Origin of the sequence: Streptomyces sp. NPDC021020 (assembly GCF_044333285.1) — a bacterium.
GTDB lineage: Bacteria > Actinomycetota > Actinomycetes > Streptomycetales > Streptomycetaceae > Actinacidiphila.
Map to the genome: position 1 here is coordinate 576,283 of NZ_JBIRQQ010000001.1, position 15,141 is coordinate 591,423.

General features: G+C 74.6%; 5 protein-coding genes. All 5 read left to right on the top strand.

Going from position 1 to position 15,141, the window contains the following annotated elements:
• Positions 1 to 6 precede the first annotated feature (6 nt).
• The 5 genes from ACH4SL_RS02580 (at position 7) to ACH4SL_RS02600 (ending at position 15,107) form a co-directional block, all read left to right on the top strand.
• The gene (locus ACH4SL_RS02580) at positions 7 to 8,457 is read left to right on the top strand and encodes a cytochrome P450 (protein ID WP_398441494.1); all 8,451 of its coding nucleotides are present in this window, start codon (positions 7 to 9) and stop codon (positions 8,455 to 8,457) included.
• A complete protein-coding gene (locus ACH4SL_RS02585; protein ID WP_398441495.1) occupies positions 8,454 to 10,883 on the top strand; it encodes a KR domain-containing protein in 2,430 nt (809 codons plus the stop codon). Before ACH4SL_RS02580 ends, ACH4SL_RS02585 begins: the two co-directional genes overlap by 4 nt.
• A gap of 34 nt (positions 10,884 to 10,917) precedes the next feature.
• The gene (locus ACH4SL_RS02590; protein ID WP_398441496.1) at positions 10,918 to 12,306 is read left to right on the top strand and encodes a flavin-containing monooxygenase; all 1,389 of its coding nucleotides are present in this window, start codon (positions 10,918 to 10,920) and stop codon (positions 12,304 to 12,306) included.
• The gene (locus ACH4SL_RS02595; protein WP_398441497.1) at positions 12,306 to 14,477 is read left to right on the top strand and encodes an MMPL family transporter; all 2,172 of its coding nucleotides are present in this window, start codon (positions 12,306 to 12,308) and stop codon (positions 14,475 to 14,477) included. Before ACH4SL_RS02590 ends, ACH4SL_RS02595 begins: the two co-directional genes overlap by 1 nt.
• Positions 14,478 to 14,618: 141 nt before the next feature.
• A complete protein-coding gene (locus ACH4SL_RS02600; protein ID WP_398441498.1) occupies positions 14,619 to 15,107 on the top strand; it encodes a nuclear transport factor 2 family protein in 489 nt (162 codons plus the stop codon).
• The last annotated feature ends 34 nt before the right edge of the window (positions 15,108 to 15,141 follow it).

Below are 15,141 nucleotides of genomic sequence, written 5' to 3' on the forward strand. Positions count from 1 at the left end.
GCAGAAGTGTCCACCGGATCCGGATCCGCAGAGCTGCACGGCAAGGTCGCCCTCGTCACGGGCGGCGCCCGCAACGTCGGGAAGGTCATCGCCAAACGCCTTGCCGCGGGAGGCGCGACGGTCGTCGTCAACCACTTCCACTCGCCCGGTCCCGCGCGCGACACGCTCGCGGAGATCGAGGCGGCGGGCGGGCACGCGCATGTGATCCGCGCGTCCGTCGCCGTTCCCGGGCAGGTGGACCACATGTTCACGGAGATCGAGGAGCGCTTCGGCGGCCTCGACATCCTGGTCAACAACGCGGCCAACGGGGCGCTCGTGCCCAGCGCGGAGGTCACCGACCGGCTGCTCGACCGGGCCCTCGACACCAACCTCAAGGGCGGCCTCGCGTGCGCCCGCCGCGCGGCGCCGCTCATGGCGCGGCGCGGTGGCGGCAGCATCGTCAACATCTCCACGCTCGGCGGCGGCCAGTTCGTCATGGCCAACTACCTGGCGTGCGGCCCCGCGAAGGCGGCGGTCGAGGCCATGACCCGCTATCTGGCGGTGGATTACGCGCGCGACGGCATCCGCGTCAACACGGCGGCGGCCGGCATGCTCTACTCCGAGGTCGCCGACCTCTTCCCGGACGCCGCCGCCATGCAGGCCGCGACCATCGCCGCGACCCCGCTCGGCCGCCTGGGCCGCCCGGAGGAGCTGGCCGAGGTCGTCGCCTTCCTGGCGTCCCCCCGCTCCAGCTGGATCACCGGCCAACTCCTCCTCGCCGACGGCGGCCTGTCCACCGGCCAGGCCCTGCTGTCCCCACCCCCGCGCACGGCCGCCGCCGAGAAGGCTTCCCTCCCCACCTCGCCGCGTACGGCCGCCGCCAAGACGGCCATACCAGCCGTCACCACCCCGCCGCCCGCGGCACCGGCCGCACCGCCTGCAGCCGCAGCGCCAGCGGCGCAGCTACTCCCGGCGGAGGCCGCGCCTGCGGCCCACGTGTCTGCGGCAGCGCCTGCAGCGGCAGCGCCAGCGGCGCAGCTACTCCCGGCGGAGGCTGCGCCTGCGGCCCACGTGTCTGCGGCAGCGCCTGCAGCGGCAGCGCCAGCGGCGCAGCTACTCCCGGCGGAGGCTGCGCCTGCGGCCCACGTGTCTGCGGCAGCGCCTGCAGCGGCAGCGCCAGCGGCGCAGCTACTCCCGGCGGAGGCTGCGCCTGCGGCCCACGTGCCTGCGGCACCGCCTGCAGCGGCAGCGCCAGCGGCGCAGCTACTCCCGGCGGAGGCTGCGCCTGCGGCCCACGTGCCTGCGGCACCGCCTGCAGCGGCAGCGCCAGCGGCGCCTGCCGCGCCTGCAGCGCCCGCGGCCCACGCGCCTGCGGCACCGCCTGCAGCCGCCGCGCCAGCGGCACAGCTACCCCGGGCGCCTGCCGCGCCCGCGGCGCCTGCCGCGCCCGCGGCGCAGCAGCTCCCGCTCCTCGCCCCGGCGGGCAACGCCCCCGCCGCGGCAGCGGTAGTCACCCCCCGCCCCGCCGGAGGCGACCCCATCGACGAGATCGCCGTCGTCGGCATGGGGATCGTCGTGCCCGGGGCCAACGATCCGGACGAATACTGGCGCGAACTCATGGCCGGGGCGGACCGGTTCGTCGAGATCCCGGCCGACCGGTGGGACAACGACAAGTTCTACTCCGCCGACAAGCGGGCCGAGGACAAGACCTACTCCAAGCACTCCGCCTTCATCACCGACTTCGTGCCGCACCCGCGGCTCGCCGCCGAACTGAACGCCGGGGAGGGGGCGGAAGGCACAAACGGCGGCGATGTCGAGTCGACCACCCTGTGGCTGCGGCACTCGCTCCTGCAGGCCATGGAGGGCGTCGCGCACGGGCCCGGCGACCGGTGCTCCTTCCTCGTCGGCTACACGGCAGACGGCTCGCAGCATCTGGAGGAGGCGACCGTACGGGCCGGGGTGCTGGCCCGGATGGGGCCCGTGCTCGACGAGTTGGGGCTCGGCGGCGCGGAGAAGGCCGCCGCGCTCGACGGGATCGGGCGGCGGCTCGCGGCGCACTACGGCCGCAGCGGGCCGGACCCGCTCCGCTTCTTCCCGCACCAGGTGGGGCTGGGGGCCATGCGCGGGGTGCTCCCGGACAGCGCCGAGCTGCTGCTCGTGGACACCGCGTGCTCCTCCTCCCTCTACGCCGTCGACCTCGGCCTCAAGGGTCTGCTGGAGGGGCGGCACGACATCGCCGTGTGCAGCGGCTCCTTCGCGGTCGGGCCGCGCGGCTCCATCCTCTTCGCCAAGCTCAACGGGCTCTCCGTGGGCGGCGAGGTGCGCTCGCTGGACAAGGCGAGCGACGGCGTCCTGTTCTCGGACGGGGCCGCCACCGTCGTCCTGAAGCGGCTGAGCCGCGCCCGCCGCGACGGTGACCGCGTGCTCGCCACGATCCGCGGCTTCGGCTCGTCCTCGGACGGCAAGGGCAAGGCGATCTACGCGCCCAGCGCCGCGGGCCAGAAGCTCGCGATCCGGCGGGCGCTGGCGGCGCCCGGCATGGACAGCGTCCGCCCGGAGTGGGTCGTCGCACACGCGACCGGCACCCCCGCGGGCGACCTCGCCGAATTCACCACGCTGCGCGAGACGGTGAGCGAGGTGCTGGCGGGGGAGGGCGAAGTGGAGTGCGACCGCGGCCCGGTGGTCGTCACGTCCAACAAGTCCGTGATCGGGCACACGGGTTGGGCCGCGGGCGTGGCCTCGCTCATCGAGGTGGTGCTCGGCTTCCGGCACGACGTGATCCCGCCGCAGCACCGCTTCACCGAGACGCCGAAGGACTTCGCGATCGAGGGCTCCCATCTGACCGTGCCGACCGAGGCCGTGCCGTGGCCGCGCGGCGGGCGCCGCCGTACGGCCGCGGTGTCCGGCTTCGGCTTCGGGGGGACGAACGCCCACCTCGTCGTCCAGGAGCCGCCGCTCACGGTGCCCGCCCCCGCCGACGAGGCCCCCGCGGCGGCAGCCGCCCCGCAGCGGCAGCGCGTCGCGATCGTCGCCCGTACGGCCCACGTCCCGCCGACGGAGGAGGCCGAAGGCTCCGACGCGCCCGGCGACGACCTCCCCCGCTGGCTGACCGGCGCCCGCGGCGCCACCCCCGGCGGGCTGTCCTTCGGGAACACCTACCCGCTGCCGTCGTTCCAGCAGGTCCGCATGCCCCCGGGCATGATGCGCGGGATCGACCGCTGCCAGCTCATGATCCTCAGCTGCGCGCACCGGCTCCGGGACACCCTCGGCGGCTTCTGGGAGAACAGCCGCGAGACGACCGGCGTCGTCCTCGGACACCTCGGCGCGACGCGCAACGCCACGCTCTACGCGACGCGTTGCTACCTCGACGACCTCACGCTCGCGCTGCGCACCGACCCCGAACTGGGCGCCGCGCCCTGGCTGCCGGACGCGCTGGACCGGCTCCGGGCGGAGGTGCGGCGGCTCGTGCCGCCGTCGAGTGAGGACTCCTTCCCCGGCATGATGCCGAACGTCATCCCGGCCCGGGTCGCGAACTACTTCGACCTCAAGGGCCTCAACATGACGGTCGACACGGGCTTCACGTCCACGCTGAGCGCGATCGACGTCGCGATCCGCTACCTGCGGCAGGGCGAGCTGACGATGGCGCTCGTCGGCGGCATCAACGGCAACAGCACGCCCGAGGTGCGGCAGTTGCTCGACGACGCCCTCGACGCGGGCACCGTCCTCGCCGAGGGGGCCTTCCTCTTCGCCCTCGTGACGGAGGAGACCGCCGCCGCCCACGGCCTCGACGTGCTGGCGTACCTCGACACCCCGGACACCCCGGACCCCCGCGACACCGCCGCCCCCGACGCCGTCGAGTGCGGCGCCCACCGCACGGACCGGCCCGCGTGCTTCCTCGGCGCGGAAGGCGCCATCGGCGTCCTCCAGGTCCTGGCGCGGGAGCCCGGCGCGCGCAACGCCCTCGTCGTCTGCCGCGGCGAGCAGGGCGCGCCCGACCTGGCCGTACGGATCAGCGCCCCCACGCAGCCGGCCGCCGCCGAGGAAGCCCCCGCCGCCGCGGAAGCCCCCGCAGCCGCGGTCCCCGTGCCGCCCCGCTTCCACGACAGCGAGCGGTACGAAGGCCCGGACGGCGCCCGGCCGTTGGCGGTCGCCCGCTACGTACCGGCCCTGACGGAGTCGCCCGGGCGGCCGGTACGCGAGGAGGTGCCGTTCTGGCCCGACGCGCCCACCGTCGTGCTGACCGACCGGCCCGGCGCGGCAGCGGCGGCGGGCGCGCCGCCCGGCACCCTCGTGCTCTGCACCGCACCGGCGGCCGGAACGCCGGGCGTCCACCACGTCAGCGGCGCCGAGGCGGTCGGCCCGCTGCTGGACGCGGCCGACCCCGGCCACCGGCTGCGCCACATCCGCCTGCTCACCGACCTCTCCGCCAGCGACCCCGCCGACCCCGCGGGCGAGGGCCCCGACGCCCTGCACGAACTCCTCTTCCAGGTCGTCCAGCTCCGCCACGCCTCCCTCGCGGCCCCCACCGACTCCGGCCCAGGTCAGGCGAGTTGCGTCGGCCTGCTGCTCGGCGCGCTCACCGGCCGCACCCCGCACCCGTACACCGGCCTCTTCACCGGCCTGTTCAAGGTCATCCACCTCGAATACCCGGACGCCGTCACCTTCGCCCTCGTCACCGACACCCGCGACCCGGCGGCCGGAGTCGCCCGCGCGACAGAGGAGTCGGCGTACGGGCGCGGTCTGCCCGTCGCCTACGACGACGCGGGCGTACGGCTGGCCGTCGGCCTCACCAGGCGGCCCGGGGAGTTGACGGAGCGGGCCGCGCTCGGGCCCGGCAGCGTCGTCGTCGCGGTCGGCGGCGGGCGCGGCATCACCGCCGAGCTGCTGACCGAACTGGCCCGGCACTTCCGGCCGACGCTCTACGTCCTGGGCTCCAACCCGGTGGAGTCGCACCCGGCGGAGTATCTCGCCCTGAGCGACGCCGACTTCGCCACGGGCCGCGCCGACTACATCCGCCGCGGCCTCGGTACGGGCCGCACACCGGCGCAGCTCAACCGCGCCTACGAGCGCATCGGCCAGGCCCGCGTCATCCGCGGCAACCTCGCGCGGATGGCCGAGCACAGCGGCGCCGCGCACGTCCGCTACCTCACGTGCGACGTGACCGACCCGGCGCAGGTGACCGCGGCCGTGGAGCGCATCGCGGCCGAGACCGGCGGCGCCCGAATCGACCTGCTCGTCAACGCCGCGGGCCTCAACCGCTCGGCGCCGATCGCGACCAAGAGCCTCGCCGAATTCCGCCAGGTCCGCGACCTCAAGCTGCGCGGCTACCGCAACCTCAAGGCCGCGCTGCGCGACCGCCCCCCGGCCGCGTGGTGCAACTTCGGCTCCCTGCTGGGCATGACGGGCCAGATCGGCGAGGCCGACTACGCCTCCGCCAACGACCTGCTCGGCACCGCCGCGACCCACGCCCACCAGGCCCACAGAGAACGGGAGTTCACCCTCGGGTGGACGCTGTGGGGCGATGTCGGCCTGGGCGCGGCCGAACTGACCAAGGCCTACTTCGAGAAGAGCGGCCTGTATTCGGCGATGAGCACCCCGGAGGGCGTGCACCACTTCGTCCGCGAGCTGCACCTCGCCGCGCCCGCGCCGTACGCGATCCACCTCGGAGACGCCGAACGCGGGGCGGTGGAACGCCTGTTGCCCGGCTTCCTCGTTCCGCAGGACGCACCGCCCGGGCTCGCCCGGGTGACGCTGCCCGCCCCGCGCGCCGCGGGCGACCGTGTCCCGCAGCTCGCCGCCGCCACCCGCACCCCGCGCCCGGCGGGCCCGGCACCGGACCGGGCCCGTACGCCCGACTTCTACCTCGGCCGCGAAGTGGCCAGGGAGGGCGCGGACTCCGTCACCTTCGAACGGGTCTTCGACCTCACCACCGACGCCTACCTGCGCGGCCACCGGGTCGCGGGCGTCCCCACCCTGCCCGGCACGTTCGTGACCGAGATCGCGTACGAGGCGGCCTCCCGCCTCGTCCCCGGCCTTCAGGTCTACGCCTTCGAGGACGTCCGCTTCCACCACTTCCTCAAGGTCCGGGAGTCCGGCGGAGCCGCGCCGCCCAAGCGCATCCGGGCCGACGTCGTCGAACGCCGCCCGGACATCGGCCAGTCGGTGGTCCGCGTCCGCATCACCGGCGACGTCGTCTCCCCGGGCGGCACGGTCCTGGTCAAGGACCGGCTGCACTTCGAGGTCCGCGTCCTCATGGCGGCCCGGCTGCCCGCCGCCCCCCGCTGGGCGCCCTGGCACGACGCCGACGAGACGCCCGTACCCGACCCGTACCACAGCCCCGGCTCCCCGGTGCTGCTCACCGACCTCTTCGTCTCGACCTCCCGCACCCGCCTGCACCCCGGCGGCAAGCGCTCCACCTACACCCTGCAACTGCCGCCCGACCACCCGGTCTTCAGCCGCTTCGGGATGCCCGTGGTGCTCCTCGACGGGCTCGCCCGCACGGGCGTCCTGGCCCTCGTCGAGGGCGACCTGATCCCGCTCGCCGCCCCGCTCGGCATCGGCCGGATCGACGTCTACGAGCACGGCGGCGACCCCGCGGTCGCCGCCCGCCACGGCCACGTGGACCTCTACGCGGTGCTGCCCGGGGCGGCGGCGGACGGCCGCACGCCCGGGGCGGGCAACCGTTTCGTGGCCGTACGCCCGGACGGCCGGATCCTGCTCCAGATGAAGGACCTGGAGTGGACGGTCATGGGCTACCTCAGCCGTGCCACCGGCCGCTTCCTGACCCCGGCGGAGGCGGCGGCGCAGGCACCTCCGCCCCCGCCGCCCCCCGGCCCGTCCGACGCATCCGGCCCGTCGGGCCCGTCCAGCCACCCGGACCACCCGGAGAAGGAGGTGGCAGCGATGGGAAAAGCTGACACCGGCGCGGCGCCCGAGCCGACGCCGGTGCCCCCGACCCCCGCCCCCGCCCCCGCCGACGTCCCCGCCCCGCGCACCGCCGAGCCCGCACCCGCCGCCCCTGCCGCACCCGACCCCACCTCTGCCACCCCCACCCCCGCCCCCGCCGCGGAATCACGCCCCCGCAGGCCCGCCCCCCGGGCCCCGCGCCCTGCGGCCCCGCGCCCCGCGGGCCTGCGCGCCCCCGGCCCGACCGGGCCGCGCGCCCTGCGGCGCAGCATCCGCGGCTTCCAGCGCAACGCCCCCGCCCTCTTCCGCCAACTCGCCCGCCACTACGGGGACATGGTCCGCGTCCCGCTCGGCTTCTTCACCGTCCACCTCAACCTCCACCCCGACAACATCCGCTACGTCCTCCAGGACAACAACGCCAACTACGTGCGCGGCAAGGGCTACGACTACTTCAAGATCTTCATGGGCATGGGCCTGCTCACCCTCGACGGCGTCGAGTGGAAGCAGCACCGCAGGGTCGTCAACCCGCTCTTCCACAAGACGGCCGTCGACGGCATGGCCACGACCATGACCGACTCGACCACCACCGTCCTGGACCGCTGGGAGTCCGCGGCGGCCTCCGGCGACAGCATCGACGTCGTCCCGGAGATGATGGACCTGACCCTCGGGGCCCTCGGCAAGGCGATGTTCGACACCGACCTGCACCCCGAGAGCGACCGGGTCGGCCCCGCGATGGTCACCGTCATCGAGGCGATGGTCTTCCGCGGCACGCTGGGCCAGCTCACCCCGAGCCTCGTCCCGATCCCGTACAACCTCCGTATCCGCAGGGCCCGCCGGGTGATGTACGAGATCGTCGACCGCATCGTGGCCGCCCACCGGGCGGGCGAGCACGGGCAGTTGACGGACCTCGTCAGCCTGCTCCTGGACGCGCGGGACGAGAGCGGCGGCGAGTGGACGCGGCAGCAGGTCAGGGACGAGATCATGACCGTCTTCATGGCGGGCCACGAGACCACCGGTACGGGCCTGGCCTGGGCCCTCTACGAACTCGCCCGCGACCCCGAGGCGCAGGAGCGGCTGCACGACGAGGCCGAACGCGTCCTGAACGGCCGCGCCCCCGGGATCGAGGACCTGCCGAAGCTCCCGTACACCCGCATGGTCGCCGACGAGACGCTGCGGCTGCACCCGCCCATCTGGCTCTACCCGCGCGACGCGGCGGCCGAGGACGAGGTCGGCGGCTGGCGCATCCCCAAGGGCGGCAGCGTCTTCATGGTCCCCTACGTCACCCACCGCCACCCCGACTTCTGGGTGGAGCCCGACCGCTTCGACCCCGAGCGCTTCTCGGACGCGAACCGCGCGGCCCAACCCCGTTACGCCTACTTCCCGTTCGGCGGCGGCCAGCGCAAGTGCATCGGCAACCAGATGGCCGTCGTCCAGATGCACCTGACCCTCGCGATGGTCGCCCAGCGCTTCCGCCTCCACCTCGTCCCCGACCACCCGCTGACCCTCGCCACGACCGTGTCCTTCCGCCCGATGGAGGGCATCCGCCTCGCGCTCACCCCGAGGACCCGATGACCCTCCTCGCCGCCACGCCGCCGCCCCCGCCCGCCGTCGACTACCCGCCGGACGGCTCCGTGCGCCCGGTGGGCCGCTACGTCTGGGAGCCGGTCGAGACCGCGCCTCTGCCCGCCGCCCCGGATCCCGCCCTCCGTGACCGCTCGGTCGCGGTGGTCGGCGGCCGGGAGACGCAGGCGTACGCGATCGGCACCCGGCTGAGCGCGGCGGGCGCCCACGTCCACCGCCTCGCCCCGCCCCGCGCGGGCGACCCGGCGGACGACGACGGGGTGCCCGCCTTCCTCGCGGCGGCGGGCGGCCGCCTCGACGGGATCATCGACCTCGGCGTGCCCGGGCCCTTCACGCCCACCGCCCCCGCCTCCTGGGAGCCCGCCCTCCGCCAGACCTTCCGGCTGCTCCAGGCGGTGCACGCCGACTGGGTGGCGGAGACGGACGCGACCCGCCTCTTCTACCTCCCGGTCACCCGCATGGGCGGCCTCATGGGCTTCGGTGCCACCGAACCGGCCGCCCTCGTACAGCCGTTGGGCGGCCTGTGGGCGGGCCTGGCCAAGGGGCTGCCCCGCGAGATCCCCAACTGCAACATCCGCATCCTCGACCTGGGCCCCGAGAACACCGCGGCCACCGCCGAGTCGGTGTGCCGGGAGCTCTACCGCTGGGGCCCGTTCGAGATCGGCCACCACCGCGGCCGCCGCTGGACCCTGCGAGCCCGCCCGGCACAGCCCGGCCCGCCCCGTACGTCCCTCGTGCCCGGCGACACGGTCGTGATGTCCGGCGGCGGCCGCGGCATCGGCTTCGCGCTCGCCCGCGCGCTCGCCGCGGACTTCGGCGTCCGGGTGATCGTCAGCGGCCGCGGCGCCCTTCCCGACGAGCGGCGGACACCCGAAGTCGCCCTCTCCGCGGCGGACTTCCGCAGCTACCGCGACAACCGGCTCCGCCAGGCGGCGACCGACCGCACGCTGCCCGCCACCCGCGCCGCCCTCGCCACGCTCGCCGACGCCCGCGAGCTGTGGAGCAACCTCGCCACGGCCCGCGCCGACGGCCTGCCCATCGAGTACGCCCCCTGCGACATCACCGACCCCGACCAGACGCGCCAGCTCCTCGCCCGCGCGGGCGACCGCCTCGCGGGCGTCGTCCACAACGCGGGCCTGGACGTCCCGGCCCGGCTCCCGCACAAGACACCGGAGACGGTCGCCGCCGTGGTGGCCGTCAAGATCCGCGGCTTCCTCAACCTCCTGCACGCCCTCCCCGCGGGCTCGCCCGCCTTCTTCTGCAACGTCGGTTCGCTGACCGGCCGTTGGGGCGGCATGGTCGGGCAGCTCGACTACGGCGCCGCCAACGAGGCCCTCAGCCGCCTCGGTCTGTGGGCGGCCCGCACCACGGGCCTGCCGGTCGGCACGGTCTGCTGGCCGACCTGGGAACGCCTCGGCATGATCACCAACTACGAGGCGACGCTGCGCTACATGTCCGCGGTGGACGTCGACGAGGCCCTGCACCACTGGAAGCGCGAACTCCTGTCCCGCTCCACCGGAGAAGTCACCTTCATCGGTGACGTGGGCCCGGCGATGCTGCCCTCCGTCCTGCGCGGCTACCAGCAGGATTCCGGCCTGCCCGGTATCGAACGCCTCGCCACCAACCGCTACTTCCTCGGCGAGCCCGTCCGCTTCCGCCCCCACGCCTCCCTCACCACCCACCACACCCTGCGGCCCGCGGAGTTGCCCGTCTGCGACGACTTCCGCATCGACGACACCCCCGCCCTCCCGGTCTCCCTGACCCTCGAACTCCTGCACGCGGCAGGCGCCTGGGTCCAGCCCGAGGGGTCCGCGGAAATCCCCCTGCACCACGTGCGGGACACCGCCATCACCCTGTCCGCCCTCCGCCTCCCGCACCCGGAGACGCGCCTGACGCGTACGGCGACGGGAGCGTGGTCCCCGGACGGCACATGGCGCGTCACGGTGACGCTGACCGCGGACCGCACGCCCCTGGCGTCGGCCGAACTGGTCTACGCGGCCGCCGAGCCCCCCAGCCCGCTGCCCACCGAGCGGAGGGAGGGGGCCGAGGAGACGCCCCCGGCGGTGGCCGCCCTGAGCTGGACCGGCCATGTCGTCCCCCTCGCGCGGTGGCGGTACGCCCCGGACGGCACCCGGCACGCCACCGCGGCGCCGCCCCGCCCGGCGGACTGGCTGCTGACCTCGCCCGCGCCCGCCCCGGCGCTTCCGCTCGGCGCGCTGGAGAACGTCCTGCGCGAGGCCTGGGCGGCTCGGGGCGCGCCCGTGACCCACCTCACGATCGCCCGTCTGGCCGTCACCCCGCAGGCCACCGCGACCCCCCTCCGCCTGACCGGCACCGCGGACGCCGCCGACTGGACGGCGACCCCGCCGGACGCGCCGGACGCCGCCCTGCGCCTCACAGGCCTGCGCCTGTCGTAACGCCCCCGAACCCATCCACCCCCAGGAGTACCCCGTGAGCACCGTCGACCGGTCGGACGCCTACTGCGTCGTGGGCGCAGGGGCGGGCGGCCTGGCCGCCGCGAAGAACCTGACCAGCTTCGGCTTCGCCGTCGACGTGATCGAGCGCGCCGACGACGTCGGCGGCAACTGGAACGGCGGCAACCCCCACAGCGCCGCCTACGACTCGATCCACCTCATCACGTCGAAGCCGTACATCCAGTACGACGACTTCCCGATCCCCGCGGACTACCCGACCTACCTCGGCCGCACCCACGCGCACGCCTACCTCCGGGCGTACGCGGCGCACTTCGGTGTCCGCGAGCACGTCGAATTCCACCGCACGGTGGAGTGGATCGACCGCCGCGACGGATCGCCGCACTGGTACGTCACGCTCGACGGCGGTGAAGTACGCCGCTACGCCGGGGTCGTGATCGCCCACGGCCACAACTGGGCGCCCCGCTCACCGGATTACGCGGGCCACTTCGACGGCACGGTGCTGCACTCCGGCGAATACCGCGACCCGGCCCCCCTGCGCGGCAAGCGCGTGCTGGTCGTCGGCGGCGGCACCTCGGGCTGCGACATCGCGGTGGAGTCGGCCCAGAACGCCGCCGCGACCTTCCTCAGCATCCGCCGCGGCTGCTACTACTGGCCGAAGTACCTGTTCGGCCGGCCCACCGACGTCCTCTACGAGAACGTCCTGCGGTGGCGCATGCCCCGCCCCGTGGTCCGGGCCTTCGGCGGCCTGTTCCTGCGCCTGAACAGCGCGGGCGACCCGGCCGCGTACGGGCTGCCGAAGCCCGCGCACCGGCTGCTCGAAGAGCACTTCGTGATCAACTCCACGCTGCTCTACGCCCTCGGCCACGGCGACGTGGCGGCCCGCCCCGACGTCGCGGAACTGCGCGGCGACCGCGTGCTGTTCACGGACGGCCGGGAGGAGCGGATCGACGTCATCGTCAACGCGACCGGCTACCGCATGACGGAATTCCCGTTCATCGACCGCAAACACCTCAACTGGACCGGCCGCACACCCCAGTTGCACCTGAGCGCCTTCCACCCGGCGTACGACAACCTCTTCGTCATCGGCTACTTCCAGACGTCCACAGGCAATTGGCCGATCATGGACTACCAGGCGCAGATCATGGCCCGCTACCTGCACCTGCTGCGGACCGACCCGCGCAAGGCGGTGTGGTTCCGCAAGGCGAAGGCCGAGCCCGTCACGACCTCCCGGCTCAGCGGCGGCATCAGCTACTACGACTCCGAGCGGCACTGGCTCCAGGTCGACCACTTCTCCTACCGCGCGCTGCTGCGCAGACTCGTCCGCCGCTTCGACGTCGACCCCCCGACGCCGCCGTCCGCGGGAGGCGTCCCGCAGCAGCCGGAGATCCAGGAGCGCGCCGCGTGATGAACCTGCTCACGCGGCTGGCCACCCGGCACGCCCGCGTCATGCTGCTCGCCGCCCTCGCGGCCGCGGTCCTCGCCGCCGCGCTCGGCGCCCCCGTCGCCTCCCGGCTGACCGGCGGGAACCCCGACTTCGTCACGCCCGGCTCCGGCAGCGTCCGCGCGGACGACCGGATCGAGAAGGCGACCGGCATCCACAGCGACGGCGGCGTGATCGCCCTCGTCGACACCGGCGCCCCCGCCACCGACCCCCGCACCCGGCAGGCGGCCGCGAAGGTCGCCGCGCTCATGGACGCGGACAGGACCTTCGCCGTCGTCCGCTCCTACGACCGCACGCACGACCGCGCCCTGCTCTCGAAGGACGGCCGGCAGACCCTCGTCGTCGGCGAGTTCAGCGCCCGCCCGGGCGCGTCGGACCACTACCAGGCGTCCGTCAAGCGCCTGTTGCACGCGACCGCCGACGACCCGTACGTGAAGTTCGGCGGCAGCGAGGTCGTCGGCAACCAGGTGGTGAAGACCGTCCAGCACGACCTGGAGATCGCCGAACTCGCGGCCTTCCCCGTGCTGTTCGTGCTGTCGCTGTGGATCTTCCGCAGCCTCGTCGCGTCCGCCCTCCCGCTGCTCATCGGCGGGCTGAACGTCGTGCTGACGCTGCTCGGGATGCGGATCGTGGACAGCTTCACCCCGCTGTCGATCTTCTCCCTCAACCTCGTCACGGCCCTCGGCCTGGGCCTCGCCATCGACTACAGCCTGCTCATCGTGTCGCGCTTCCGCACCGAGCTGACCGTCGACCCGGACGTGCCGCGCGCGATCGCGGTGACGCTGCGCACCGCGGGGCGCACGATCCTCTTCAGCTCGCTCACGGTGAGCGCGGCGATGGCGGCGCTGTTCGTCTTCCGGCAGCGCTTCCTGTACTCGATGGCGGTCGGCGGGCTGCTCGTCGCGCTGTCGGCGCTGCTGGTGGCGCTGCTCGTGCTGCCCGCGCTGCTGCGCGTACTGGGGCGGCACCTGGACTTCCTCGCCCCCGCGCGCTGGCACCGGGCGCTGGAGAAGCCGGAGAGCACCGAGGGCGGGTGGTTCGCGCTGGCCCGCGCGGTGATGCGGCACGCGGTGCTGGTCGCGGTCGGGGCGAGCGCGTTCCTGGTCCTGCTCGCGCTGCCCTTCGCCCGCGTGGCCTTCACGACGGTCGGGCCGGGCTCGCTGCCGTCGACCGCGAGCAGCCGGGCCGTGGACGACACGCTGCGGGCCCGCTTCCCCGCCGACCCGCTGGAGGCCGTGACGGTCGTCGTCAGCGCGGGCCCCGCCGCCGGGCCCCAACTCGCCGCGCTGCGCGACCGGGTGGCCGCACTGCCGGGCGCCGCGGCCGTCTCCGCCCCTGTCCGGCTGGACGGCGGCACCTGGCTGATCCAGGCCACCCCGCGCGCGCCGGGTCTGAGCGGGGCCTCCCGTCAACTGGTGCAGGACGTAAGGGCGTTGCCCGCGCCGGGTGACATGGTGGTCGGCGGGCAGAGCGCGACCTTCGTCGACCTGCGCAGCAGCCTGGTCGCCCGGCTGCCCGTCGCGGCCGCGATCGTCTTCCTCACCAGCATGCTCGTGCTGCTGCTGATGACGGGCTCGGTCGTCCTGCCGCTCAAGGCGGTGCTGATGAACCTGCTGACGCTCGGCGCGACCTTCGGCGTCCTCACCGCGGTCTTCCAGCACGGCCACGGGGCAGGCCTGTTCGGCACGACCGGGCAGGGCGCGCTGGACGCGACGCAGCCCGTACTGCTCTTCGCGATGGTCTTCGGCCTGTCCACGGACTACGGCGTCTTCCTGCTCGCCCGCATCAAGGAGGCGCGGGACGCGGGCGCGGGCGAGCAGGAGGCCGTCGCGCTCGGCCTCGGCCGCACCGGGCGGGTGGTGACGGCGGCGGCGCTGCTGTTCTGCGTCGCGCTCGGGGCGCTCGCGACGTCGCGGATCGTCTTCATCAAGGAGCTGGGCCTCGGTACGGCGCTGGGCGTGCTGCTGGACGCCACGGTCGTACGCGCCCTGCTCGTCCCGTCGCTGATGGCCCTGCTGGGCCGGTGGAACTGGTGGGCCCCGGCGCCGCTGCGCTGGCTGTACGAGCGCTTCGGGCTGAGCGAGGGCGGAATCGCGGCCGAATCGGCGCGGTCCGAATACGCCCGCACGGGCTGACGAAGCGTCACCATGGTGGTGCGGAGCGCAAGCGTCTGCCGCCGGGCCCCCGCCGAGCGGGGCGGCGGCGCCGCACCACCCGCCCGTGCACCAGCCAGCCAGTCAGCCGACCGACCTTCCGACCGACCAGCAGAGGTGACCGTGTACCACGCCATCGTCCGACGCAATCTGCGCAAGTCCTTCGCCGAGGTCAACCGCGGCAACTACCCGGCGATCGTGCGCCAGTTCACGCCCGCCGCCGAGCACTGGTTTTCCGGCGCGCACGCCCTCGGCGGCGGGCGGCGCGACAACGAGCGCATCCAGCAGTGGTACGACCGGCTCGCCGCGCTGCTGCCCGACCTGCGGTTCGAGCTCACGAAGGTCTCGGCGAAGGGCTGGCCCTGGGACACGGTGGCCTTCGTCGAGTGGGTCGACCACCTCACCGACCGCGAGGGCAACCACTACTCCAACCAGGGCGTGCACGTCATCCGTATCGCCTGGGGCAAGATCACCGAGCTGCACATCTACTGCGACACCGCGCTGCTCGCGTCCGTCCTGGACACCCTCGCCGCCCAGGGCGTCACCGAGGCGAGCGCCCCGCCGGTCGGCGACCCGGGCCCCTTCCGCGCCGCCGCGGCGCCCGCGGCCTGAGCACCGGCCCCTCGACGGGGCGGGCCCGCGTGGC